This window comes from Staphylococcus sp. AS1337 (genome assembly GCF_051408735.1).
GTDB lineage: Bacteria > Bacillota > Bacilli > Staphylococcales > Staphylococcaceae > Staphylococcus > Staphylococcus xylosus_B.
In genome coordinates, this window is record NZ_JBOIHZ010000007.1 from 82,668 (window position 1) to 109,133 (window position 26,466).

27 protein-coding genes are annotated in these 26,466 nt (G+C 32.2%); 11 read left to right on the forward strand and 16 right to left on the reverse strand.

The features are described 5' to 3' along the window. Window positions 1-61 precede the first annotated feature (61 nt). The 4 genes from ACSUE0_RS11390 to ACSUE0_RS11405 form a co-directional block, all read right to left on the reverse strand. On the reverse strand, window positions 62-811 hold the full coding sequence (locus ACSUE0_RS11390) for a GNAT family N-acetyltransferase (protein ID WP_436957431.1): 750 nt from the start codon (window positions 809-811) through the stop codon (window positions 62-64). A 65-nt stretch (window positions 812-876) separates the two neighbouring features. Continuing rightward, entirely contained in the window at window positions 877-1,425 is a 549-nt protein-coding gene (locus ACSUE0_RS11395; protein WP_017722886.1) for a biotin transporter BioY, read from the reverse strand. A 193-nt stretch (window positions 1,426-1,618) separates the two neighbouring features. Beyond that, entirely contained in the window at window positions 1,619-2,521 is a 903-nt protein-coding gene (locus ACSUE0_RS11400) for an ABC transporter substrate-binding protein (protein WP_436957433.1), read from the reverse strand. Between the two features lie 160 nt (window positions 2,522-2,681). Further along, entirely contained in the window at window positions 2,682-3,833 is a 1,152-nt protein-coding gene (locus tag ACSUE0_RS11405; protein WP_119613116.1) for an acyl-CoA dehydrogenase family protein, read from the reverse strand. A 151-nt stretch (window positions 3,834-3,984) separates the two neighbouring features. Here ACSUE0_RS11405 and ACSUE0_RS11410 point away from each other — a divergent pair, with 151 nt between their 5' ends. Genes ACSUE0_RS11410 through ACSUE0_RS11425 form a run of 4 tightly spaced genes read left to right on the forward strand, consistent with a single transcriptional unit; the run spans window position 3,985 to window position 6,980 of the window. Further along, entirely contained in the window at window positions 3,985-4,734 is a 750-nt protein-coding gene (locus ACSUE0_RS11410; RefSeq protein WP_119613115.1) for an amino acid ABC transporter ATP-binding protein, read from the forward strand. Beyond that, entirely contained in the window at window positions 4,731-5,585 is an 855-nt protein-coding gene (locus ACSUE0_RS11415; RefSeq protein ID WP_436957435.1) for a transporter substrate-binding domain-containing protein, read from the forward strand. The genes ACSUE0_RS11410 and ACSUE0_RS11415 overlap by 4 nt, the downstream gene beginning before the upstream one ends. Then, the gene (locus ACSUE0_RS11420; protein ID WP_119613113.1) at window positions 5,585-6,268 is read left to right on the forward strand and encodes an amino acid ABC transporter permease; all 684 of its coding nucleotides are present in this window, start codon (window positions 5,585-5,587) and stop codon (window positions 6,266-6,268) included. The genes ACSUE0_RS11415 and ACSUE0_RS11420 overlap by 1 nt, the downstream gene beginning before the upstream one ends. 13 nt (window positions 6,269-6,281) lie before the next feature. Further along, window positions 6,282-6,980 carry an amino acid ABC transporter permease gene (locus ACSUE0_RS11425; protein WP_119613112.1) on the forward strand — a complete coding sequence of 233 codons (699 nt, stop codon included), beginning with the start codon at window positions 6,282-6,284 and terminating at the stop codon, window positions 6,978-6,980. A gap of 413 nt (window positions 6,981-7,393) precedes the next feature. On the opposite strand, the gene ACSUE0_RS11430 is transcribed toward ACSUE0_RS11425, so the two are convergent. The 4 genes from ACSUE0_RS11430 to ACSUE0_RS11445 all read right to left on the reverse strand — a co-directional run bounded on the left by ACSUE0_RS11430 (window position 7,394) and on the right by ACSUE0_RS11445 (window position 10,948). Continuing rightward, window positions 7,394-8,476 carry a PTS sugar transporter subunit IIC gene (locus ACSUE0_RS11430; RefSeq protein ID WP_436957475.1) on the reverse strand — a complete coding sequence of 361 codons (1,083 nt, stop codon included), beginning with the start codon at window positions 8,474-8,476 and terminating at the stop codon, window positions 7,394-7,396. Window positions 8,477-8,665: 189 nt separating this feature from the next. Beyond that, entirely contained in the window at window positions 8,666-9,013 is a 348-nt protein-coding gene (locus ACSUE0_RS11435) for a transcriptional regulator, SarA/Rot family (RefSeq protein ID WP_119613110.1), read from the reverse strand. Between the two features lie 508 nt (window positions 9,014-9,521). Then, a complete protein-coding gene (locus ACSUE0_RS11440; RefSeq protein WP_119613109.1) occupies window positions 9,522-9,881 on the reverse strand; it encodes a DoxX family protein in 360 nt (119 codons plus the stop codon). A gap of 14 nt (window positions 9,882-9,895) precedes the next feature. Beyond that, window positions 9,896-10,948 (reverse strand): LLM class flavin-dependent oxidoreductase, encoded by a 1,053-nt coding sequence (locus ACSUE0_RS11445; RefSeq protein ID WP_119613108.1) that lies wholly within the window; start codon window positions 10,946-10,948, stop codon window positions 9,896-9,898. Between the two features lie 480 nt (window positions 10,949-11,428). On the opposite strand from ACSUE0_RS11445, the gene ACSUE0_RS11450 reads away from it, so the two are divergent. Then, window positions 11,429-12,163, forward strand: coding sequence for a CHAP domain-containing protein (locus ACSUE0_RS11450; protein ID WP_436957439.1), 735 nt, complete (start codon window positions 11,429-11,431; stop codon window positions 12,161-12,163). Between the two features lie 833 nt (window positions 12,164-12,996). Here the strand turns inward: ACSUE0_RS11450 and nhaC are convergent. Beyond that, window positions 12,997-14,394, reverse strand: a complete 1,398-nt coding sequence (gene nhaC / locus ACSUE0_RS11455; RefSeq protein ID WP_119613106.1) for a Na+/H+ antiporter NhaC — start codon at window positions 14,392-14,394, stop codon at window positions 12,997-12,999. Window positions 14,395-14,422: 28 nt separating this feature from the next. After that, window positions 14,423-15,493, reverse strand: coding sequence for an NAD/NADP-dependent octopine/nopaline dehydrogenase family protein (locus ACSUE0_RS11460; RefSeq protein WP_119613105.1), 1,071 nt, complete (start codon window positions 15,491-15,493; stop codon window positions 14,423-14,425). 271 nt (window positions 15,494-15,764) lie between these two features. Here ACSUE0_RS11460 and ACSUE0_RS11465 point away from each other — a divergent pair, with 271 nt between their 5' ends. The 5 genes from ACSUE0_RS11465 to ACSUE0_RS11485 all read left to right on the forward strand — a co-directional run bounded on the left by ACSUE0_RS11465 (window position 15,765) and on the right by ACSUE0_RS11485 (window position 19,055). Beyond that, window positions 15,765-16,136: a DUF4870 domain-containing protein gene (locus ACSUE0_RS11465; protein ID WP_436957442.1), complete on the forward strand. Its 372-nt coding sequence runs from the start codon at window positions 15,765-15,767 to the stop codon at window positions 16,134-16,136. A gap of 322 nt (window positions 16,137-16,458) precedes the next feature. Then, the gene (locus ACSUE0_RS11470) at window positions 16,459-16,920 is read left to right on the forward strand and encodes a CHAP domain-containing protein (RefSeq protein ID WP_436957444.1); all 462 of its coding nucleotides are present in this window, start codon (window positions 16,459-16,461) and stop codon (window positions 16,918-16,920) included. Between the two features lie 436 nt (window positions 16,921-17,356). Further along, window positions 17,357-17,677 (forward strand): DMT family transporter, encoded by a 321-nt coding sequence (locus tag ACSUE0_RS11475; protein WP_119613102.1) that lies wholly within the window; start codon window positions 17,357-17,359, stop codon window positions 17,675-17,677. After that, entirely contained in the window at window positions 17,677-17,991 is a 315-nt protein-coding gene (locus ACSUE0_RS11480) for a DMT family transporter (protein WP_436957446.1), read from the forward strand. Before ACSUE0_RS11475 ends, ACSUE0_RS11480 begins: the two co-directional genes overlap by 1 nt. A gap of 107 nt (window positions 17,992-18,098) precedes the next feature. After that, a complete protein-coding gene (locus tag ACSUE0_RS11485; RefSeq protein ID WP_436957448.1) occupies window positions 18,099-19,055 on the forward strand; it encodes a 2-hydroxyacid dehydrogenase family protein in 957 nt (318 codons plus the stop codon). A gap of 105 nt (window positions 19,056-19,160) precedes the next feature. Here ACSUE0_RS11485 and ACSUE0_RS11490 read toward each other — a convergent pair whose 3' ends face one another. Genes ACSUE0_RS11490 through ACSUE0_RS11500 form a run of 3 tightly spaced genes read right to left on the reverse strand, consistent with a single transcriptional unit; the run spans window position 19,161 to window position 21,368 of the window. Beyond that, window positions 19,161-20,285, reverse strand: a complete 1,125-nt coding sequence (locus ACSUE0_RS11490; RefSeq protein WP_119613099.1) for an FAD-dependent monooxygenase — start codon at window positions 20,283-20,285, stop codon at window positions 19,161-19,163. A 45-nt stretch (window positions 20,286-20,330) separates the two neighbouring features. Continuing rightward, window positions 20,331-21,107 carry an N-acetylglucosaminidase gene (locus ACSUE0_RS11495; protein ID WP_119613098.1) on the reverse strand — a complete coding sequence of 259 codons (777 nt, stop codon included), beginning with the start codon at window positions 21,105-21,107 and terminating at the stop codon, window positions 20,331-20,333. Between the two features lie 27 nt (window positions 21,108-21,134). Further along, window positions 21,135-21,368 (reverse strand): hypothetical protein, encoded by a 234-nt coding sequence (locus ACSUE0_RS11500; RefSeq protein WP_017722865.1) that lies wholly within the window; start codon window positions 21,366-21,368, stop codon window positions 21,135-21,137. Between ACSUE0_RS11500 and ACSUE0_RS11505 the strand changes: the two genes are divergently transcribed. Continuing rightward, window positions 21,256-21,495 carry a hypothetical protein gene (locus tag ACSUE0_RS11505; protein WP_436957479.1) on the forward strand — a complete coding sequence of 80 codons (240 nt, stop codon included), beginning with the start codon at window positions 21,256-21,258 and terminating at the stop codon, window positions 21,493-21,495. The genes ACSUE0_RS11500 and ACSUE0_RS11505 overlap by 113 nt on opposite strands. Before the next feature lie 182 nt (window positions 21,496-21,677). On the opposite strand, the gene ACSUE0_RS11510 is transcribed toward ACSUE0_RS11505, so the two are convergent. From ACSUE0_RS11510 to ACSUE0_RS11520, 3 genes are all read right to left on the reverse strand, one after another. Further along, complete coding sequence (locus tag ACSUE0_RS11510; protein WP_119613097.1) at window positions 21,678-22,145, reverse strand: DUF1641 domain-containing protein; 468 nt, start codon at window positions 22,143-22,145, stop codon at window positions 21,678-21,680. Next, the gene (gene fdhF, locus ACSUE0_RS11515; protein ID WP_119613096.1) at window positions 22,145-25,099 is read right to left on the reverse strand and encodes a formate dehydrogenase subunit alpha; all 2,955 of its coding nucleotides are present in this window, start codon (window positions 25,097-25,099) and stop codon (window positions 22,145-22,147) included. Before fdhF ends, ACSUE0_RS11510 begins: the two co-directional genes overlap by 1 nt. Before the next feature lie 282 nt (window positions 25,100-25,381). Beyond that, window positions 25,382-26,335 (reverse strand): LCP family glycopolymer transferase, encoded by a 954-nt coding sequence (locus ACSUE0_RS11520; RefSeq protein ID WP_436957451.1) that lies wholly within the window; start codon window positions 26,333-26,335, stop codon window positions 25,382-25,384. Window positions 26,336-26,466 lie beyond the last annotated feature (131 nt).

Sequence of the window (26,466 nt, forward strand, 5' to 3'; positions counted from 1 at the left end):
ATAAATACGAAGCGATCCTAGGACATAGCTGTATGTCTTAGGATCGCTTTGTAATTTATATTTAAGCCTGTTCTTTCAATATTTGATAACAATAACTGATAAAAATGTATCCTTGTTTGATATACATATGTTTGGCACTATCCTCGCCATCAGCAATAAGTATAATTACTTTATCATCCGAGACATCAGCTACAAATGATTGCATTGTTTGACCTATCCCTCGTCTTTGAAAATTTTCCAATACACCAAAGCCATCTATTTCAACTGTTTTATTAGTAATTATTAAATCTAAAATACCTACTGGTGTGTGATTCTCATAGGCAATAATACGTGATTTACTTTCATTTTGAAATTGATCACGTATTACTCGTATACTTTCTTCTGTATATTCAAGTCCAAAAGGTTCTGAAAACTGTCGATAGATTGCAATATAATCTTCTAAGTTTTGGTCCGCGACAAATTTTACTTCGACATGGTTATTTTGGCTTCTACGAATATTCTGTGATTCAATTGCATAAAGTTCCATACACCCTAATTCGAAACCACAAGCTTTAATTTCATCTAACCAAGCTTGGCTTAAAGGTGTATTCTCTGGAAAAGTAAATGCTAAATGGTCGGAATATTGTTGTCTATGTAAACTTTGTTGCATTTCCATATGTTGTTTCCAATCCTTGATTGTAGGCATTTCTTTATACACCCATTTATTCGCATCATATACTAAAGGTTCTTCAGGTGTTAAATAAATTGTTTTAATCTGGTCATCAGAAAAAATTTTACCCTCTTGAAATATGTTTGCCATCGAAATTGCCATGAACCGTCACCCTATCCTATCTTCTTCTGCCCCATCAATTCTTATCTAATTGAATGTCTAAAAGTTTATTTTAATAACTGTTTAAATTGGCTATGATTTAACATAATATTACCAATTAAACTTGCGACAATCGCTTTTAGAATATCAGCAGGTATAAATAATAGTGATAATGTAACAGATTTCGTGATAGGTAAATTAGTTATTAAGCCCATTATAATGGTACCTGCGATATCTAATAATAAGACACCAAAAACTATTGTTGTAATTAATAGTACAACAAAATTAATTTTTTTAAAATATAAGTCCCTTACCAAGCCAATAATATATGTAACAACTGGATACATAAATAAAAATCCTGCTGACGGTCCTGCAAATACACCGATGCCCCCTCGGCCACCTGATAGTAAAGGTAATCCAGCAGCTACTAGCAATAATAAGACAATGACACTTAACGTACCATATTTACGACCAAGCAAAATTGCCGCTAGAAATATACCGATATTCTGTAATACAATTGGCACAGGCATGACAGGCAATGGGATGGCAGGCACAAACCCCAGAACAGCTATAATTGCTGTCATCAAAGCTGTATATACTAAATATTTTGTAGTCAAAGTGATTCCTCCTTCAATGAAAAAATTATACCACAAATGTAAACTAATAAAAACTACTAGTTTACATTTGTGAAGTCACAATTTAAGGAGCGAGTTATAAATCAAAAGTTTACCTTTGAATTCATATGCTCGCCCCTTAGAGACTATTTCGTTATTAAATTTGCTATCTTATACATTTAAAGAATATGAATTTCTATTTATTTAAAAATTTTTCTTTTAAATCTTTTCTCATATATTCTAATGTATAAGGATCATTATACCAATATGTTTCTGCTTGAACTTGAATCACTTGATCTTTTTGAACAGCTGGTATATTTTGCCATAAATCTGTTTTTTCATAAGCTGGTTTCGATTTACCTTCACTTGTTGAAACAATATAATCACCTGCATAATCTGCAATCTTCTCTTGTTTCACTTCTGCCCAACCTTCTTTTTTAACTAAGTCGTTTAATTTGTCAGGCATTTTAAGACCAAATGCTTGATATAATACTTCGCCACCACGTCCCCAATTCGGTCCGTAGCTGTATAATTTTTTATCAAATTCATCAAAGATAGAGACTGTTGCATCTTCACCAATTTTGTCTTTGATTTCTTGTCCATCTTTTTTAGTTTGAGCTTTCCATTCTTTTTCCCAAGAAGCTACTTTATCTTCTTTACCAAGTAATTTACCTAATTCTCTTTGTTGATCTAAATATTTATGCTTCCCATAGTCAAAAACAACAGTTGGTGCAATTTTATTGTATTTTTTAATGTTTTTATCCGTAGAATAAACAATGATTAAGTCAGGCTTTGCTTTTGCTACCTTTTCTACATCATTTTCCCCAATTTTTTCTACGCCTTTAAACTTACCTTTTAGCAATTTACTACTATCTACTTGTTCGTTGACAGCTACAATATTACCACCAAGATATTTAATACCACCTGCATATGTAGGTGCTACAACTGCTATTCTTTCGGGTTTTTTAGGTATATCTATGCTTTTACCACTATCTAATTTATAAGATTTTGTTTCTTCTTTTTTGTCACTATCTGATTTATTACCACATGCAGCTAAAATGAGTACTAAAACAAGTAACGGAAACAATAATTTTTTCATAATTCTCCTCCAATGAAAATGATTATCAGTACCAATTGATTATATAATGAGTCTAGTAATTTTACAATAGTAAACAAGTGAATTTTTTATTTTTTTAATTATTAAAAAATGCATTTAGACAATTTGTCTAAATGCATGGTTATTGTATTGCTCTTAATATTTAAAAATGATCTAATACACTGTGTGCAATGTTTGTATAAGCCATGTCTTCCATAGGCGGATTGTGCAAACCTGCGCGCATGTCTCTATAATAACGTTGTAAAGGGCGTTCCATTTCAAGACTTTTCGCTCCTACAATTCGCATGGCAATATCAATAACTTCTAAACCTTGGTTCATCACCATTACTTTACTGGCAGATGTTTCATTCCATTTCACTTTTTCGGAACCTTCATTATTATACAAAGCAGCTGTACTCCATAAAAAATGACGTGCAGATAATAAAAGTGTTTCCATTTTTCCAATATTTTGTTGCACAGTAGGTAAATCACCAATAGTTCCTTCTATACTATTAGGGCTGTAAGTTTTCGCAAAATCTACTGCGTAATCGCGTGCTGCTTGAGCGATACCTAAGTAAACACTTGGTATGTGTAATATCCAGCCATTTGGCTTTTTACCACCAGCTCCCCTTATTTCAACAAAATTTCCTTCTGGTAAATATACATCATTTAATACAAGGTCATGACTTTCTGTTGCACGCATACCTACCATATTCCAGTTATCAGCTATCTCCACACCTGGAGTATCCTTAGTAACTAAGAAAAATCCTACTTGGTCAATTGCTTCGTAATAAGCACTTACTACAAAATGTGTAAGCCCTTTGCTCATAGAAGTAAATGTTTTCACCCCATTAAGTACAAATCCACCGTCTACTTTTACTGCGTTTGTTGCAGGTCTACCTCCACGCGTTGGGCTACCAGTTTCCGCTTCACTAACAGCCCTATTCACCAATGCCCCTTGTTTTACTGCTTCAGCAAATTGATCAAGCATATCAGGTTCCCACATTTGTTGTTCATATAATTGTCCAATTACACTCAAATGCCAACCTATTGATAAAGCAGTTGCACCATCGATTGATCCCAAATAACTTTGAAGTATCACCATATCTTCAATAGTCGCACCTTCACCGCCGTATGCTTTAGGCAACGTTAACAATGTATAACCTTCATTTACAAGCCATTCAATATTTTCATAGGGAAAATGTGAATGTATATCATTATATTCCGCTTTCGCTCTAAAATCGTCTTTTACAGTATCTAATTTAGCAATCCATTTTTCTTGAATCTCCGTATGTATTAATGCGGACGTATTCATTTCCTTCACCTCGATTATCACTTTTTCCTTATTAAATACAAGTTTAACACTCGCCATGATTGAAATAAAGCTTTTCAAGCACAAAATCCTTACTTTACCGATAAGATTTATTATGATAATTTATACTTAATGAAATATTGGGGGAAATTGAATGATTAACGTTAAACATCTTATACATAAATATAATGAAAATACGATACTCAATGACGTAAGTTTTTACCAAGAACAAGGAACTGTCACTGCAATTATCGGGCCAAGTGGTTCTGGTAAAACAACGCTGTTAAGGACTTTAAATGCATTAGCACTACCAGAATCTGGCACTATTACTATTGGCAATGAAACATTTAATACTTCAAAACATACTAAAAAAGACATTGCAAAATTACGACAAAAATCTGCAATGGTCTTCCAAAATTATAATTTATTTAAGAATAAAACTATCTTAGAAAATATAACTGTCGGTTTAATACATGGTAAAAATCACAGTACAACTCAAGCAAAAGAAATAGCGCTCTCCTATTTAGAACGTGTTAATTTAGCAAGTCAAAAAGACAAATACCCAATTCAATTGTCTGGCGGTCAAAGTCAACGCATTGGTATCATCCGTGCTCTTGCTCTTAATCCGGATGTATTACTGTTGGATGAGCCAACTTCTGCACTAGACCCAGAATCTATACAAGGTGTACTATCTCTCATTAAATCTATTGCACAAGAAGGTATGACGATGGTTTTAGTAACACATGAAATTGAATTTGCTAAAGCTATTGCCGATCAAATGATATTTATTGATGATGGTCAAATTATTCATCATGGCACACCTCAAGAAGTATTAGATAATAATAACTCAGAAAGAATAAATCGCTTCTTAAACAAAGTAAGCACGGAGCGTGATGAACAATGACATTTAAAAAAAGATTTATTACCGCCATTATACTTTCATCGATTTTCGTTTTAACTGCTTGTACTCAAAATGATAATTCAAATAAAGAATCTCACAAAAAAGAAGTTAAAGTAGCACTGTCAGCAGAGGTCAATCCACCCTACTTGTATACCAATAAGCAAAATGAGTTTGTAGGGTTAGATATGGACTATATGAAATTAATCGAAAAAAAGTTACCCCAATATGATTTTAAATATGAAGTAGGTGAAGAAGAATCAAATTTAGTTGGTATTGGTGCTGGTAAATTTGATATGGGAATTAACTGGTTTTTCAAAACACCTGAACGTGAAAAACAATTTCTGTACCAAGATGTGCCCTATAGTTATGCCTTGCCTATGTTAGTAGTCAATCGTAACAATACGGATATACACAGTTTAGATGATTTACCTGGAAAATCAATTACACCCATGACGCCTAGTGGTGGACTATATTCCATCTTATCTCAGTACAACAAAAATAATTCATCAAAAATCAATATTAATACCATTCAAGAACCTTCTAATGGAGACAACTTAAAAATGGTCAGTCAGCAGCGACGTGACGCTATGTTATTAAACTGGAACACTTATAAAGCCATTCAAAAACAAGTCAAAGAAAATGTTAAAATTGGAGGTATTGTAAAAAAAGAGCCTCTGCATATCGTTTATAATAAAAAACATCAAAAATTACATGATGACATTGATCAAGCGACATTAGAACTTAAAAAGGAAGGTAAATTACAAGCGCTTTCAGAAAAATATTTTGATATTAATGTATTCGATGACTTAGATGAAATAAATCACAAAAAATCGCAATTGGAGGTGCAACGATAATGCAATCTGTAAATTGGTTAGATTTGTTTGGACAAGTATTACAGCAATTGCCGTTAACTCTGTTAATGATTGTTATGTCATTAATATGTGCGTTGATTCTAGGTTTTATGTTAGCTCTTATTCGCATTAAACAGATTAAGGTACTTTCACCAATTGTAAGAATTTATTTATCTTTTATACGTAGCACGCCACTACTTTTACAACTATTTTTAGTTTACTTTGCATTACCACAACTATTGTTATTGATTCATATAGATATTAATCATTTTAGTAGATTGTTTTTCGTTATCTTAGCCTTCACATTACATACTGGAGCTTATTTATCAGAAATAATACGTGCTGGATATCAATCTGTAGACTACCATCAAATAGAAGCCGGTTTATCATTCGGCCTATCCTACCCTAGAATACTAAAAGAAATAATCGTTCCACAGGCTTTAAGAAATAGTATTCCAAATTTAACAACGCAAATTATCGAATTAGTAAAAGATACTTCATTAGCTTTTACCATAGGTATCATTGACATGATGGGACAAGTTAAATTAATCATCGGGAATAATTATGGTTTAGGCATGTTAGAAGTTTATATTGTCATTTCAATCATCTATTGGATTATCGCTTTAATTATACAAGGCACATTTACTTTAATAGATAAACGCGCACAAAAACCATACCGCATTTAAGGAGGATATTCATTTGGACTTTGTTTTATATACAATAACTGAAGTGTTTAAAGGAGTTCCTAATACAATAATGATTTCTATTGTTGCCATAATCGTAGGTCTAATTGTAGGATTATGCTTTGCACTGATTCGCTTAAAACGCGTTCTCGTACTATCACAAATTATCATTGTCTACAATTCATTTTTCAGAAGTACACCATTAATCGTTCAGCTGTTTATTTTATATTATGGATTACCTACATTTATTATATTTTTAAACGATCAATTCAAATGGAATATTAATCCAGATATTTTTTCACCTTTAATTATTGCTTTTATTGTTTTTTCATTACATGCGATAGCTTATCTATCTGAATCAATAAAAAGTGGATTACAGTCGGTAGAATTTGCTCAAATAGAAGCAGCTCAAAGTGTAGGTCTTTCAAGATTTCATATTTATAAAGAAATCGTTTTGCCTCAAGCTTTTACGTATGCCCTGCCTAATATAGAAAATCAATTTATTATGCTAATAAAAGGAACCTCACTGGCATTTGCCGTACAAGTCACTGAAATTATGGCAGTAAGTCATGTAATTGCTAATGAAGGATATAGATTTATAACAGTTTATTCAGTTGCTGCAGCGTTTTATTGGTTATTAGCGATTTTATTAGAGTTCTTTTTTTCAAAAATGGAAAATAGAACAACACGTTATTTAAATACGCGTACAACTTAATATAGGTTAATAGGCTGTTAAATAGCTTTAAAGGATGGATAAATTCATTACTAAAGTAATACAGCTTTTACCTTTAAAACTGCCAACGTTTTTGCTTTATTGGTAGTTTTATTCTTTCACTAAATTATTTAACTTACCATAATTAAAAATATTCAATGGTTATACGTTTAACTCAGTCCCTTTAATATCATAAATACAAAATCACTTTCAAAATAATTACAATTAAGGAATTTAACTCATAAAAAACAAAGGATACATTATCAAGCTTTTACATCTTGAACTTTGTATCCTTTGTTTTTTAATAATTTTTGTACATATAATATATGTAAGGAAATGACAAAAATGAATAATTTCTAAATAGCACTTATTGTCTCTATCCTTTCTATATCAGTCAACATTTTACTTACAAAATTTTATAAAGCTAAACTTTTAGCATATTGCTTTTTTAATTTATAATATTTTTTGACCTTTTTAGGCATCGTACCATTTTGTAATTCATCTTTAGTGATAATTGGGTAATTTTTAAATATTAGTGAACCTAAATATCCACAAATTGCGCTACTGAGAGCACACATAACTGCGACTATAATCACAGTTAACGCATTATTAAACCCAAACATAACCATAAGTCCAGCTATTGGTGTAGCAGTTCCTGTTGCGTCATTAACTAATCCAAACATAGCTATAATCACACCAGAAATTGCACCACCCATAAAGTTAGTTATGTATACAGGCACCGGGTTTGCAGTTACAATATCTGCTTGAGATAACGGTTCAATAGCTACTGAAATCGTTGTTTTACGATCTCCAAACTTCATCTGCTTAAATAGTACGAAATTCATAAATGAAGATCCAAATACTGCTAATGCACCTATAGCCATTGGTGTACCAGTTAACCCTAGTAATGCAGTCAATGCCATTGAGCTTAATGGTGCAGTCGCAACCACCGTAATAATACCCCCTAAAACAATACCCATTAATATTGGACTTGATGTAGTTGATTCTTTAATAATATTACCGATTTGAAGCAAACTTGCATCAACCAAAGGTTTAGTTGCAATTGCAATTAATCTGGTAATTGGTGCAATAACAATGATTGATGCGATTAAATCGAGTCCGTCTGGTAATTTTTCTTCCATCCACTTCATACCAAAACTAGCGATATAAGCTGCAATGAACCCCGGTAGTAAATCCATGTTGCCACAAGCAACAGCAATTACGAATGCATATACAGGAGACACGCCCATTGCTAATGCGACTAAACCAGCAGCTGCAACACCACCAAGACCGCCAGCAATATCTCCTAAATCTCCTAAAAATGGTATACCAATCAAATCTCCACCTACATACTTATGAAATGCTTCAACTAAAAATGACGCAATTGCGGCATTGGCAAGTGCTCCCATCGCTTTACCACCATTAGGCGCTTTACTTGTGAATAATGTAAACAAACATAAAACAATTCCTAAAAATATAACTCCAATTAGTAAATTCATAATAACACCTTTTCCAGTCGTTTTGTATGCGCTTTCATTCAACAAATATTAGTATAACACAGTTAATTTGTTTCTAAAAACAAATATTAGTTAAATACTTAATAAATATTATAATTTTACATCATTCAGAATATTCTTTTTATTTTTACTTATGTACAATTCTATTTTTTTCATTACGTTCATCAACCATTACAACGTTTGTTGTAGTGTTTTAATTATCTCATTTATTTTACCACGTTGTGCTTCATTCACACGAACAACTACTGTTCGTTCATCTATTTCACTTCTCTTTTTGCTCAAATACCCCATTTTAATCAATTTTTGTAAAGCTTTCGTTAAATAATAAGGTTGTAGTTCTGAATACTTAGCTATTTCTTTTGCTGTAATTTCATTTTCGTTACAACTATAGATATAGTTTAAAATAAATATTTCTTCATAGTTAAGCTTGTGTTGCTTTTTAGTTGTTTTGAAAAAATGTTTACCCTTTTGATAAGTTGTAATTAGTTCGTTCAGTGTTTTAAAATTTTGTTCAATCATAAAACCACTCCTTTTGTTTTTTCATGATGTTAATATGTCAAAGTGATTTTTAACAATATTAATATAATAATTCTATACTATTACTTTGCGCTAATTCAATATGCCCAAGTATAAGAAATATTAAAAAATACTACTATTTTTTTAGTATTTACTTTTCAAATTCAAATTTTAGTTGGATATTCATTCTTTTTATTACTAAAAAAAGAATATGTTCATCGATTGCATTTAACAAATTATGACTTTGTAAAAATCAACTCAACATTTCCTCTTAGCTTTTCCAAATTATTATCAATATAACAATAAAAGAAAACCTAGGCATCCAATTTCAAAATGCATTCTTTATACTAGAATGTCATCAAATGTAGCATACTAATAGAATAAACTCGTGTATTAATACCATTCTTTACAAAAATAAAAGCCGAAACATACTTAAATGTCCCGGCTCTTATCATTTATACAGTGACACTTTAAAAGTGACACTGTTTATTAATATATTTAAATTAGTGAATTATTTTTTTTTACAATCAATTGTATCAAGGAAGCTTAATGCTGCTAAACCTGATAAATCTAAAGCGTGTTTAGCGCCTGCTTTACCATGGCCAGCTTCAAAATGTTTGTAAGCAGCTACACCTAAAACTGAAATTGTTAATAGTGAAGCAATACGAGAAAGTCTTTTACTAGCAAAACTTAATACGAAAAATACTGCACTTAATGCTTCTACTGCACCAGCTAAAGGTACTGCATTTGAAGGTAAATTAAACACCTCTACAAATGTCTCTTTCATTGATTGGTCACCTTTAAGTTTAGGTTTTGCTGCACCATATAATTCTTTAGCTAATTTTAAATTTGTTAAATAACGTAATATCATTACAAAATCTCCTTTTATTTGTTTTCAAAATATTTATCTACAATAGGTTTTACCCGCTCTGCCAACAATTTAATTGTGTTAATCGTATTTTCATGTGGCATTGATCCAACAGGGGTATGCAACATAAAGCGAGTAATACCTAAAGCCTCAATCGTTTCAATTATTTTTTGAGCAACCGTTTCAGGATCACCTACATATAGCGCGCCATTTGGTCCAGCTTCTCGCTCAAAACTATTCTCATCATACATTGGCCATCCACGTTCTTTTGCCAATATATCATGATTTGCCTTAACTGATGGAAAGAACTCTCGTTTTGCCTGTTCATCTGTTTCAGCAATATATCCCCAAGAATGCGTAGCTATTGGTAGTTCATTTACATTATGCCCATAAGACTCAGCAATAGATTTATACATATCTATATTTCTTTTAAATCTTTTTGGATCGCCACCTATTATAGCATAAGTTATCGGTAATCCTAATGCTCCTGCTTTTAAAGAAGATTCAGGTGTACCTCCAGTAGCAATAGTAATCGGTAGTGAACCTCTTTCTGTTCTTGGATAAACGCCTAAATTATGAATTGATGGTCTCATATGACCTTCCCAATTTACAACTTCTTTCTTATTAATTTGCATTAATAGCTCAATCTTTTCATTGAAAAGTTCCTCATAATTTTTCAAATCATAACCAAATAGTGGAAATGATTCAATAAACGATCCTCTACCTACCATAATTTCTGCACGCCCATTTGAAACTGCATCTAATGTGGAAAATCTTTCGTATACACGTACAGGATCGTCAGAAGAGAGTACAGTTACTGCGCTACTAAGTTTAATATGCCTAGTATTCCTTGCTGCAGCTGCTAATACAGTGACTGGATCTGATACAGCATAATCAGGTCTATGGTGTTCTCCTAGACCATAAACATCAAGTCCGTATTGATCTGCTATTTCAATTTCTTCTATTATATTACGAATTCTCTGTGCATTACTTATAGCAGGTTGATAACCATCTTCCATATATATATCACTATTATCAGCGAAAGATGTTAAACCCAATTCAATTTTCATTTATTCACCTCACTATATAAGTATAATTTTTATACTACTATATTAATATCTTCTCTATAAGGTGTCAATATCGTTGCTTGAATATTAAATAAAATATTAATTTACTTAATTTAAATAATGTAAATCATTACACTTTGTAAGAGTAATAATTTATTTTTTAAATATTAAATACCCCTGTTTTTTAGTGTTTCAAATTTTCTGTTATTTTACATCATTGTAATAAAGCGTAGTGCAATGTTACACCAGTAAAATTTAAAAGGCTATAACAACGGCTTTTAAACGCATAAGTTTTATATTTCTTTTATTACATAAACCGATACATTATTAGAACTAAATTACAAAATGATAACAACCCACACAAACGTAAGTTTTTCTGATAAAGTATTGCTTGTCGTTAAAACAGCGAATTAAAAAATTATAAAAATTGTCGTTTAGAGACTGGGATATATTTATTTACAATTCTTAGGAGGATATTTAACAATGAAAAAAATCGCTACAGCTACAATCGCTACTGCAGGAATCGCTACTTTTGGTTTAGCTCAACACGAAGCAGACGCAGCAGAAAACAATAACGGTGGGTATAATCCAAATGACCCTACTTCATATAGCTATTCTTATACAATAGATCAACAAGGTAAGTACAACTACACTTGGCAAGGTAACTGGAACCCAAGTCAAGCAGACCAAGGTCACTCAAACAGTGGTTATAGCTACAATAACAATAGTTCATATGCTACAAGCAACACGAACTCAACTCAATCATATACAGCAAACAACCAAGGTACTGGTGGAAGTGGCGCAGTTTCAAACTCAACTTCAAGCAGCAATGTTAAAGTTAGTACAACTAGTGCACCATCAAGTTCTTCAAACTCAATTTCAAGTACTTCAGGTTCTTCAAACAACTTATACACTGCTGGACAATGTACATACTATGTATACGACAAAGTTGGCGGTAAAATCGGTTCTACTTGGGGTAATGCTAATAACTGGGCTAGCGCAGCAGCAGCTTCAGGTTACACAGTAAACAACAACCCTTCACAAGGTTCAATCTTACAATCTTCAACAGGTGCTATGGGACATGTTGCATACGTTGAAAATGTTAACAGCGACGGTTCAATCAACGTTTCTGAAATGAACTACGGCCAAGGTGCTGGTGTTATAACTTCACGTACTATCTCTGCAAGCGAAGCTTCAGGTTATAATTATATTCACTAATTAGTGATACAAAAAAGACCAAATGCTATTATTAGCGTTTGGTCTTTTTATTATATTAACAATTAAGATAGTAACTACACATACTGATTATTGATAATAATATCCACTTAGAGATTATCTTAACCAATGTCTTACTATATTTATATTTATTACTTCCTCTTTCAAGCTTATCTATTAAGTAAAGGAATAATTTAATCTATGCTATCGTGATAGAAAGTTATTACTTAAGTGATGCACTTAAATGTCATATTGTACTTTTCATAACAACTAAAATCGTTCGCTACATTAATCAATCGATTTTGTCATGTAATATCGCTACAATATACAAAACAAAACCGATTATATAATAGATAACGGAAGTATATTTAACAATTTTTATCTATATTGAAATATTGATGAGTTTCAATGTCTAATAGTAATATCGCTACAATTATTACTATGTATAACAAAGATTCACCTCATTCATAGTTATATATATCCTGTTTATATTTTTTTAAACTTCTACTCTGAAATTTATATAAGAATAATAGTTAAAAGTTCTACCTATAAATATAGCGAAATAGCACTCTAATTAATAATTAACTATGCAGAGTAAAGAAAGAGTAAGTATAAGGTAGCGAGACAGAAATAAAATTTATTTTAAAAATTTCGTCGTTCTATCACAGTAAAAATCACTAATGTCGAAAATTCTAAAAAAAGTTCAATTAAGCTTGATGTTCAGGCTTTTATAATATTTAAGGCTGGACAATTAAATTTGCCCCAGCCTCTCTAGCATTCTGCTATTCAAATATTAAAAATTCTAACCATCTTGTTTTAGAATTTTTGTAAAACCATCATTCTGTAGTTTTTATTTTTTTAATACCAATACCGCTAAAACCATAAAATAGTGCAAAAACTATACATAAATAACATGGAACTGTCCATATAAAGAATTGATCTACAGTCACTCCTAACTGTTGTGTATAATAAATGCCTGACGTTCCCCATGGAATTAATGGAATAATCATAGTACCAGAATCTTCAAGTGTTCTAGATAAATTAGTACGATCTAATCCCATTTTATTATACATTTCCAACAACAATACACCTACCATAATAATTACAACAGAAGCCACTCCTGCTGCAAGAACCATAATAATTCCGCCAAGTACTGTAGCTAGTATTAACTGACCAACAGAATTGATGTTTTTAGAAATTTTATTAAGTATTACATCTAAGCAACCGGCTTTTTCAACAATACCAGCAAAAGCATAACCACAAAAAATAGTAACGACAATTTCAGTCATGCTCATTATACCGCCCTGTTCAATTAAGCCAATCGCTCTATCAGTTAATTCTCCATTACTTGATGACACCATTCCTTTATTGAATCCGTCAAATGTTGCTTTGAATCCATCAACCACGTTAAACCCATTATTGAACACACCAACAATAATGGCACTTAAACTCGAAATAAGCATTGCTGGTACTGTTGATATTTTTATCAATAAACATATGATAATAATGATTAATGGCAACCAAACGAAAATATTAATATTATAAATTTGCGATAGTTCATTAAGTAATGCATTAACATTTGATGTATTCGTATTGCCACCAAATTGTCTTCCAGCAATATACCAAACTATAAGTCCTATAATTGAAGCAGGAACCGTCGTCCAGACCATTGCTCGGATATGTGAAAATATATTCACTTTTGTAACTAATGCAGCTAAATTAGTTGTATCAGACAACGGTGACATTTTATCTCCAAATACTGCTCCTGCAATAATTGCACCTGCAGCCATACCAGCTGGAATATGTAATTGTGTAGCAATAGCCATTAATGCAATACCTGCTGTAGATGCTGATCCCCATGCTGTACCAGTTGCTACAGATGTAATAGCACAAATAATAAACGCTGATACTAAAAATAAATTAGGATTTAAAAATTCTAATCCATAGTAAATTAATGCAGGAACTGTTCCTGAAAACATCCATGTTCCAACGATAATACCTACTGATAAAATAATGAAAATTGCAGGCATCGCTGTTGCTAAACGATACGTTATACCTTCCTCTAAGTCTTGCCATTTTAAACCTACACGTCTTGCTATCAAAGCTGCATATGCAGAAGATAGAATCAACAATGCTTGTATCGGGATTTCAAAAACAACAAAACCTGTAATTACGATTACAATCATTACTAATATGGTTGAGATTGACTCTAAAAATGTTGGTTGTCTTTTCATACGCAATCCCCCTCGTTAATTATTTTAATTAATCAAGTCCTAACTTATCTTTCCCTAATTCGTCTATCGTCAGTCCTTCTTCAAAGAAATCGCGCTCTAAAATAGTTGAAGCAATTACTATGATTGCATCAATATTCGGTGTTGGAACGTCAATCTCACGTCCAAGACTAGACCACAATACGAGGCCATAGGCAATGTCTTCTGTTAAATAACGATTTTTGACATTATTTGGTCCCTTAATTTGTGAAAATACTGGACTTGTATTAAACAATCTATTTAATGGCTCATCTTCATCCTGTCTTTCTAAATAACCACGTTCAATACGTGCTTCCTTTGCCGAAGATAACTCAAATCCTAATTTACGACCTAATGTTAGACGTTCTAATTCAACCGCATGTAGTAACCTAACTGTGTGCTTAGTAATGCCTTCTTCATATAACGCAAATTCATCTGAATAATCGATGCGACCTACATTTAATAATGTTGGACCTGGATGAACTTCAGGGTTACCATTTTCTAAATTAGTTTTCCATAAACTTTCTTCTTTTACAATATATGGATATAGTCTTTCAATTTTATCGAAACAATCACTTAAATAATCTTTATCATAAGTTGAAAAATGTACTTTTCTTACATTCAATGATAAATCTACACGAGCCTCTTCAAAATTCGCTCGAGTACCGTATGTTAGTGTATTGACTTCCGCAAAATGAGGCATAACATCTATGTGCATATCCTCTAAAACATTCATAAATCTTATTGAACCCATAGCTGCTGCAATATTGAAGAAAATCAGTTGATCTTTTTTCACAAAAGGAGCCATAGTATGTGCATAATGTTCAATAAATGATGATGGTATAATTACTTGAATGACTTCTGCATCACTAATTACATATTCCATGTCATCACTAATGTCTGTAAATGCTACAAAGTTTTCTTCGCCTTCATTGTTAAAAGTAAATCCACCTTGTTCCAATGCTTTATCAAATTTATTAATAGATTGATTTCGACAATATAACTTCACTTCATGTCCCTTATTAATCATATCTAATGCTGCTGTTACCGCTCCATTCCCTGAGCCTACGATAGCAATTTTCATAATCAACCTTCTTTCCAAATTTATTATTAAGTACGATATTAAATCATTACTTTGAACTATAGCCTAATAAGAAATTGAATAAACACTGGTTTACAACTTAATTTTATGGCTATAACATTAAGTAAGTATCTATAGTGACATTGCTATATTTTAACAACTAATGTCATATCAAAATAGGTATATTTTAAAAGTTTTTGAATTATTTTAATTCCATACTTAATTACACTTAGATTTGATATAATTATATTAAAGTAAAGGAGATTTGTTACTTATGACAACACATTTAGACGAACAGTTTTCAAACACATATGGGAATCAAGAGCCAGATGCGGATGCTAGATTAATGGCAACACTTATCTATGTATTAAGTTTCTTTACATCTTTAATTGCACCATTAATTATTTGGCTAATTAAACGGGATGAATCACCGTTTGTAGATAGAGCTGGCAAGAATTACTTGAACTTTTTACTTTCTTACTTAATTTGGGTAACGGTTGCTACAATCGCTATATTTATTATTATAGGAATTATTATTCTTCCTATACTTGTACTTTTAAATTTCATTTTCACAATTGTAGCAGCTGTAAAAGCATATAATGGTGAAGATTATTTACCACCCTTATCCATTAGATTCTTCAAATAATTTGAATCACAATTTTGTGACTTTTTACAATGAATGTAACAATAACGTCGAAGTGTATTTTAAATTCATAACAAAAACCTTATAATATCACCGTTTTTGAAATATTACGGCTCGATACGATTTTGTAACCTTACATCTCGTTTATTACAACGAGATGTGAGGTTTTTTTAATTGTTTTACAAAAGCGTAACATTCCACACAAAGCTTGATTCATCTGTTAGAGTATTACTTGTCGTTGAAAGCAAAGCGAAAAATAAATTTAAAGATAAGCATTTAAGCTAAAATATAAACTTTTTAAAATCTCTGGGAGGATTTATTAATTATGAAAAAATTAGTTACAGCTACAACATTAACAGCAGGTATTGGCGCAGCAATCGTAGGATTAGATCACGGAAGCGAAGCTGATGCAGCTGAACAAACACAACAAACAAATGAAACTACACAATCAAATCATTCAAGCGCTAACTTATATACAGCAGGACAATGTACTTGGTATGTATTCGACAAAGTAGGTGGAGGTATTGGTTCTACTTGGGGAAATGCTAATAACTGGGCTTCTGCTGCTTCTTCTGCAGGTTATTCAGTAGATAACAAACCAGAAGCTGGTTCAATCTTACAATCAGGTTCAGGTCCAATGGGTCACGTGGCTTACGTTGAAAGTGTTGGTAGTGACGGCTCTGTTACAGTATCAGAAATGAACTATAATGGTGGGCCTTATTCAGTAAGCGAACGTACAATTTCAGCTGGTGAAGCAAGCTCTTATAACTATATCCACGTAAACTAATCTATAGTTACACAATAATAAATATTGTTATTTACTATAAGTAATTTTAATTCAACTTATTTATAGAAAATACCCTATTGAGTCCGGGACATAAACATATGTCTCGGACTTTTTTTTAAAGAACTACTTTTTTCATTTATGAAAATTAGTAGTTCTTACACATGAGCACTAGCTCAGGTGTTCCTTTTATGAAAATTATCAGTATTCTACAGATTAACTTCAATTAAATGCTTATTAAACTTTTTTAACCTCATCCTCCTTGTCATTCATATATTAATATCCAGATTTGATTTTTCGTCCCCCATTTTTACTATTAATTTCTCTTTATATTAAATTAATAGTAAATCACTATAACTTTTATACAATTGATAACATTGAATTCTTATATATTATTTGAGAAAATAGAATAGTTTAGTGATAAAGGGAGGCACAATTTATGCAGTGGTTTAAAGTTATCTTAGCCGGACTAATTGAAATATTGTGGGTAACAGGACTAAATGCTGCTGATTCTTTACTTAGTTGGACTAGTACAATCATCGTGATTATAATTAGTTTCTTTCTAGTTATTTCCGCTTGTAAATACCTTCCAGTTGGGACAGTTTATGCTGTCTTTGTTGGTATTGGCGCAGTTGGAACTGTAGCAGTAGATATGATCTTTTTGGGTGACCCATTTAACTTTTTAAAAGTCGGCTTAATCATTTTATTAGTTGTTGGTATTATTGGATTAAAATTATCAACAGAGGAGGCTGAAAGCTGATGGCTTGGTTTATATTATTTATCGCAGGACTATTAGAAGTCATCGGCGTCGTTATTTTAAATGAAATTGCACGAACTAAAAAGAAATGGCTAGTCGTACTCTTAGCTGTCGCTTTTGTCTGTAGTTTTAGCACACTTAAAGTAGCAATGGACGATATATCAATGGGAACTGCTTATGCCATTTGGAGTGGAATTGGTACGGGAGGCGGCACTTTAGTTGGTATGCTCATCTATAATGAATCTAGAAGTATAAAGCGCATTTTCTTTATTGGTCTCATTATCTTATCCATTGTTGGATTAAAATTAATAAACTAAATTTTAAAAACTATAAAACGTTTTCATATTTTTCTATATAATCATTACTTTTATTTGTTTGACTCAATGAAATTTACTATACTTTGATATAAAGGAAGTGATTATACATGGTAAAAGTTTATATAGCAGGTCCAATTCCAGAGGTAGGACTCAACTTATTAAAAGATCAAGGTTTTGAAGTTGATATGTATGAGGGCAAAGGCATTATTGATAAAGAAACACTAAAAGAAGGTATAAAAGATGCCGATGCATTAATTAGCCTACTTTCCACAAATGTAGATAAAGATGTGATTGATGCAGCAAGTAATTTAAAAATAATTGCGAATTATGGTGCAGGTTTTAATAATATAGATGGCGATTATGCACGTCAACTCAATATAGATGTAACTAATACACCTAAAGCATCAACTAACTCAACAGCCGAATTAACATTTGGCCTTGTACTCTCAGCTGCAAGACGTATTGTAGAAGGAGATAAATTATGCCGTACAACTGGTTTTGATGGATGGGCGCCATTATTTTTCCGTGGTAGAGAAGTTTCCGGTAAGACTATTGGTATAATTGGTCTTGGAGAAATAGGTTGTGCAGTGGCAAAACGTGCCAAAGCATTTGATATGAATGTACTTTACACAGGTCCTAATCAAAAAGTTGATAGAGAACGAGAAATAGGCGCAAAATATGTAGATTTAGAAACATTATTAAAAAATGCAGATTTTGTAACAATAAATGCTGCATATAATCCAAACATGCATCATCAGATTGACACTGAGCAATTCGAAATGATGAAACCAACAAGTTACCTTATCAATGCATCAAGAGGGCCTATCGTCCATGAACAAGCCTTAGTACAAGCTTTAAAAGATAAAGAAATTGAAGGCGCAGCATTAGACGTTTTTGAATTCGAACCAGAGATCAATGATGAACTTAAAAAATTGGACAATGTTGTACTAACACCACATATTGGTAATGCAACATTTGAATCTCGAGATATGATGTCTAAGATTGTTGCAAATGATACAGTTAGTAAATTGACTAATAATGAACCTAAATACGTAGTTAATTAAAGTTTTATATCCTTATTCTATTAATTATTAACAACAAATAAAGAACCTAGAAACACGTTTTACAATTTAAACGTATTTCTAGGTTTTATTATTTAATACAATATTTTATTTACTTTTTGATTTGTATAAAAATTTTGTTTCTCTAGATACCAATTGATTTGGTGTTAACTTAGCAATTTTATTTCTTAAAGCAATCAATATTCTACTACTTAGTTGTGCTACTTTACCTATTTTTCTAGACTTTTTGATTACTTTCTTTGTATGTTTAACGCGTAACTTATCATATCTTTGAAGTGCTTCTTCAAATGGATACGCCTCCAAACAATTTGCAAGTACAATGGCATCTTCCATAGCTTGTCCTGCACCTTGTCCCATGTTTGGGGTAGTTGCATGCGCTGCATCACCTAAGAGTATTACGCGTTGATATACGAATGCTTTCAATGGTTGTAAATCATACATATCGTGTAATAAGATTTCCGTTTCACTTTGTTTGTCTAAAATCTGCCTAACTTCATTGGGAAAATGATTAAATCTAGCTTGTAAGTGAGGTTTACCATAAGATTTCAACGTAGCGTCTTTTGCTTTAGCATTAATTGAAATAAACCAATATGCTTTATTATCCAATAGCGGGACAATTCCCACTCTTCCTTTAGATGACCAATATTCTTTGGCAACGTTGTCTGGTTTAATATTTACATCCTCTACTAAGCCTCTAAATACTGTATAGCCTTGATACAATGTTTTGCTATTAGTCACTACTGTATTACGAACATGGGAGTGTATACCATCTGCACCAATACATAAATCAAATGCTTCTGATTGTTGTTCTGAGAAATGCAATTCAACTTTCAAGGCACCACTATCCACGTGTGTTACTTTATGATTTGTAAATATGATAGAGTCTGGTACATACGATTTAATAACATCTAATAACCCTTGTCTTGTCATAGTTAAATTCACAGTATTCTTTTTAAGTTTTGCTTTATTTAACACGTTTCCTTTGTCGTCCAATACTTCCATTATATCTATAATTTGCCCAATATTTTTAATACCTTTAGCTAAATCATGTTTGCCTAATTTATCAATGACATTGCCGCCGATACCTATACCTGCTCCAACTTCAGCTATTTCACTATTTTTCTCAAACACCTTTATTTCATGTCCTTGCTCCTTTAATAAAGCTGCTGCGGTTAAACCACCAATGCCTGCTCCAACTATAGCTATTTTCATTTTCAAACCACTCCATATTTCCCTAGTCTTCTCTATTGTTATTGTTTATAAATAGTAATCTTTTTTTACATGATCTTTTTTTATACCTAAATCATTATAGTAACGTTGCATAAAGGTTGCGATGTTTTCATCCCATTCAATATCACTAGCATATTGATGTTCTCCTGGGGATTCTGGATTCCAACGCATTTGATATAACGAAAGTTGCTTATTTTCAAAATAATTATTTCTTACAAATTTAGCACCACCCATAATTGCCTTTTCAGGTGAGGTCCACTTCTGTTTCTTTGCAAAACTACTACCAGTATGAACAGCATCTTCATCAAATGCGCCTATGCCATAAAAGTTATAGTAGTGCTCTCCATCATCTTTAATACCTTTAGCTAAATCTGACTGGCCATTACCCGTTTCTACAAGCGCATGACTCACTAAATATAGCACGTTCACTTCATATTTATCTTGTGCTTTTAAAAACGCCTTACCTTTATTTTTAAAAATGCCCTTATCTTTTAAAATATTGTTTAATTCCTTTTCAGACATTGGCACTTTTTCAGAAATATCCATATGGTTCAAATTATCTTTCTCATTATTAACATTCATTGCTTGCTTTACATCATTTTTTGAAGCTACAACAAATTGACCATCCTTTTCAGTCATATTTAATGTACCTGCTCCAACTTGCTTATCAACCGCTTCATCAAAAGTGTGGGTCTTACGATTATCAAATAAATCTGTTTCATTAATAACCAATAAAACAACAAATATTAATACAATTAGCCCCACCAAAATCAATGGTAATTTACGCTTTAGATTTTCATTCATTATGTGAAATAACCCCTTATCCTACACTTATTTTGTTAATGTAACATAAGCAAATACAATAGCAATTAAAACGATTATAAAGGAAACATTAATTACTATTCTCATACCTTTTCGATCTCTAAATAATGTGTTAAATATAGTTAAACTAATGACTAGAGATAACACAAACATCGTCATCGCCATTAAAATATTAAAAGTTAATAAAAATACAATTCCAATCACTAGAAATATATTAGACATTATAGCTGAGATTTTTATCATTTTCGGATTGATACGTCTTCCACTCCTTGCCTTATATAATAAGTTAAATAAAACACTAATAATAGAAATTGTATCACATTTAATCATCTTTCAATATGTCATTTTAAAAACAGTAACAGTAAGTTGATCAAAAGAAAATCAAATTTCATGATTAATTTTTGTACATTTCTAACTGTTTATTTACTTTTTAAGTAACTAAATATGTATCAATTGATGTCGATTAATCCTACCTATGAACATAGTAGAGGCTAGGACAATAATAACTATCCTAGCCTCGCCTATTTTTTAAATTTTATAATTGCAAACTTTCTATTCTCTAGACATACCTCTTAGCATATTCAGCATGTAGGTTAAACTACGATTCATTTCATCATCTTTCAATATACCCATTAAACCCGTAATAGATGTCTTTTGATTAGGATTTGCTTTATTAGCAACACTCAAACCTTTATTTACTTTATTAAGCATTGTCGATAAGTCATTTACATCTAAGTCACCAAGTAAGAACACAAGTGAAGCCATATTTGAAATTAACCCTGTATACTGTTCTTTGTTGAGTTCAACTGCAAACTTGTTAGCAATGACGCCTCTGCTTTTCACTGCACCGGATAATGCATCTAATAATTTAGCATCATCTAATGTACTGATAATATTAATTGCTTTTAAGATACTATCTTTATTGGCAACAATTGCATCTGTAACTTCCGCCAAACTATCTTTTTTCAGTTCTTCTTCGGACTTTTGCATACGTTTAATATTAGTTATTCTTTCAGCCATTATTTATCCACCTGACTTCCTGGGAATGTATAATCCTCACGTTTCCATTTGTCTTGAACTCGAACACTATATTGTGGTTGACGTTGTTTATTAACACGGAAGTTCGTAGGATTCAGTGGTGATTTACCCCTACGCGTTTTAACTTCCATACGACAACTTGTGCGTTTGTATGATGGCGTATCTGTATCTTTATCAACATCACTATTAGTTAATAAGTTGATTGCACCTTTATCACCATGAACCATTGCATTATTATTTAAAGGAATATAAATTTCTTTACCCTTTACTCTATCTGTTACGTGAGCAATTAATTCTGCTTCGCCAGTTTCAGAAATCAATTTAATTTCTGCGCCTTCATGAATATCTCTTTCTTTAGCAAGTTCAGGAGATATTTCTACGAATGCATGTGGCATTTTATATTCCAAACCTGGTACTTTATAAGTCATATTACCTTCATGGAAATGTTCTAATAAACGTCCGTTATTAACATGTAAGTCATACTCTTCGTTCACTTTAAAGAAGTTATCAAATGTTAATGGATAGAAATTAGCCTTACCATCTTCAAAATTAAATCCATTAAGATATAAGGTTGGTTCATCTGTACCATCTTCAGCAACTGGCCATTGTAAACTATTATATCCTTCAAGTCTGTGGTAACTTACACCTGAATAAAGCGGTGTAACTCTAGCAATTTCATCCATTATTTCGCTTGGATGTGTGTAGCCCCAATCATATCCTAATGATTTGGCTACTGCTTGGATAATTTCCCAGTCAGGTTTAGAATCGCCTTTAGTATCTAAAGCTTGATATAAACGTTGGATACGACGCTCTGTATTTGTAAATGTTCCAGTTTTTTCAAGTGAAGGACTTGCTGGTAATACAACATCTGCAAACGTTGCTGTAAATGTAAAGAATTCATCTTGTACTACTAAGAATCCAACTTTCTCTAATGCTGCTTGTACATAGTTGATATTAGAATCGACAATCCCTGTATCTTCACCATATAGATATAAGGAATCGATTTCACCTTCGTGTATACCTTCCATCATTTGATGATTATCTTTACCAACTTTGCTTGGTAATGCTTCGCCATATTCACGTTCGAATTTAGCTCTAATTTCGCCGTCTACAACTTTTTGATAGCCTGGGAATTGATCAGGCATACTACCCATATCACTACATCCTTGAACATTATTATGCCCTCTTAAAGGATAAGCCCCTGTGCCTGGTTTTCTATAGTTACCTGTTGCTAACAATAAATTAGAAATTGCAGTTGACGTATCACTACCTATATCTTGTTGTGTAACACCCATAGCCCATGCAATAGATACTGACTTAGCGTCTACTAATTGTTGTGCAAAATCGATTAATTCTTCTTTAGAAATACCTGTAGTTTCTTCTGCAAATTCCATAGTATATGGTGCTAATGAATTATAATAATCCTCAAAATGGTTTACCCATTCATCAATAAATGACTTATCATGCAATTCATTATCAATAATATATTTTGTTACAGCGGATAACCACACTAAATCTGTACCTGGTTTTGGTTGATAGAAATTGTCGGCACGCTCTGCCATTTCATGTTTACGTATATCAAAAACATTTAAAGTATTGTTATATAATTTATGTCCTCGTTTAATACGAGATGCAATTACTGGATGTGCTTCTGCTGTATTTGTACCTATCAATACAACCATATCTGCAATCTCAAGATCGTCTATTGAGCCTGAGTCACCGCCATGTCCTACAGTTCTAAATAAACCTTTAGTCGCTGGCGCTTGACAATAACGTGAACAATTATCTACATTATTTGTACCAATAACTTGTCTAGCGAGTTTTTGCATGAGATAAGATTCTTCATTTGTAGCTTTAGAAGAAGAAATAAATGCTAAACCATCAGAGCCGTGCGATGCTTTCACCTTGTTAAAATTATCCGCAACAACTTTCAATGCTTCTTCCCATTCAACCTCTTCAAACTGCCCATTTTTACGTACTAAAGGCTTCGTTAAACGTTCATCTGAATCAACATAATCCCAACCAAATTTTCCTTTAACACAAGAAGAAATTTTATTTGCTGGTGATTCGTGTTGTGGCTGAACCTTTAACACTTCTCTATCTTTTGTCCACACATCGAAAGAACAACCTACACCACAGTATGTACACACTGTCTTAGTTTTTTCGATACGTTCTTCGCGCATAGCCGCTTCTGAGTCTGAAACAGCAAACAATGGACCATAACCTGGCTCTGCTTTTTTAGTTAAATCAATCATCGCTGCAAGTGAACCTGGCTCTAAATCTGTCATGTAACCTGCGTTACCTTCCATATTCACTTCCATCATTGCATTACATGGACATACCGTTGCACATTGTCCACAGCCTACACATGATGAATCATTTATCGTTGTATCATTGTCCCAGATTACTCGTGGCTGTTGACGTTCCCAATCAATTGTAAGTGTTTCGTTAACTTGAACGTCTTGGCAAACTTCAACGCAACGACCACACAAAATACATTGATTTGGATCATAACGGTAGAATGGACCGTAATCTTTTTCATAAGGTTTTTCCTTATATTCATAAGTTTGATGTTCTAATCCCCATTGATCCATTGTATTGTGAATTTCACAATCACCATTGTTATAATCACACACTGTACAATAAAGCATATGCTTTTCTAAAATTCTATCAAGTGCTTCTTTTTGACTTGTTTGTACTTTGTCGTTTTGCGTATTAACAATCATTGGTCTGTCTATCGTCGTGCTACATGCTCGTTGCATTTTACCATCAATTTCCACAGTACATGTATCACAAGTTTGGATAGGACCTAACGATTCGTTATAGCATATCGACGGAACAAAAGTATCTTGTGATTTAATAAACTGAAGTAAATTTGTTCCGGGTTCCACAAGATAGTCTTTACCGTCTAAAGAGACAATTAAATGTTCTTGCATAATCTTCACCCCTATTATTTATTCTACCCATGTAAAAACTTCATAAGATGTTGGTCAACATTCCACCTAAAAAGCCCCACACTTTTTTAAGATAATGTTACTTACATTGTATATGTATTTACATTAAATGTTAAGGTATTCTATTATATTTCACTGTTTTTTATTTTTTATTTAGTATATAGCGCAAAATAAAACGTATAGAACATTAAACTATTACCATTACAATAGCCAAAATAAAAAAGCTATATATTTACATATAGTGCAAACATATAGCTTTATAAATTATATACCTAGATTATCTTTAATTGTTGATTCTATTTCACTTAATGAACTTTCACTTGGAATGAAGTAATAAAGTCCATCATCTTGTATGCCACCTTGACCTTCTAATTGATGTCTATTGACAGTGTCATTAGCATCTTTATAATTACTTCTAACTTTATTTAATTGTCCAACTGTTAGATCTGTCTTAACGTTGTCCTCAATGTGATTCATCAATGAATTAAAGTGTGTAACTGAACTTACACTTGTTAACTTGTTCGCAAGACCTTGTATAACTAATTGTTGACGTTCTTGACGTCCAAAGTCTCCGCCTGCGCCATCTTCTTTACGACTTCTAATAAATGCCATTGCTTCTTTGCCATCCATTTTTGTGTTTTCACCTTGGTTAAACTGGTAGCCATCATAAGAAAATGTAGCGTTACTTGTTACTGAGATACCGCCAACCGTATCTATCATATCTTTCATACCATCCATATCTATCGTTGCGTAATGATCGATTGGGACATTCAATAATTTTTCAACTGATTTTACTGCCATATCTGGACCGCCATAAGCATAGGCATGATTAATTTTTTCAGTAGTTCCTTTACCTACTATATCAGCTTGTGTGTCTCTAGGGATACTTACAATTTCAGTTGTTTTCTTTTGTGGGTTTATCGATAGTACCATCACCGTATCACTACGTTGTCCGCCTCCAGCTGCATCCCTTTTAGCATCTGAATCTACACCGAATAATGCTATAGTAAATGGATCACCATCATCTAAATTCACATTTTTATCTCTTAATGATGATTTATCTCTATCTAATGGGTTGTGTATTGACCCACCTACAGAAAATATTTTGAAACCTAGGTAAATCACTGCTAGTAAAGCAAATAAAACTAATATCCCAAAAAACCATAAAAATATTTTAGCAGGTAAGCCCATTTTCCTATTCTTCTCAGAACGATTCACTCTTATCATACTCCATTTCCGTATTCAATTTTCTATTCTATTTAATAATACATTATATAGTATTACATTTAAGATGACATAGTTCTTAAGACCTATTATTTATTGAATAAAATATTTATATAGTAAATTAG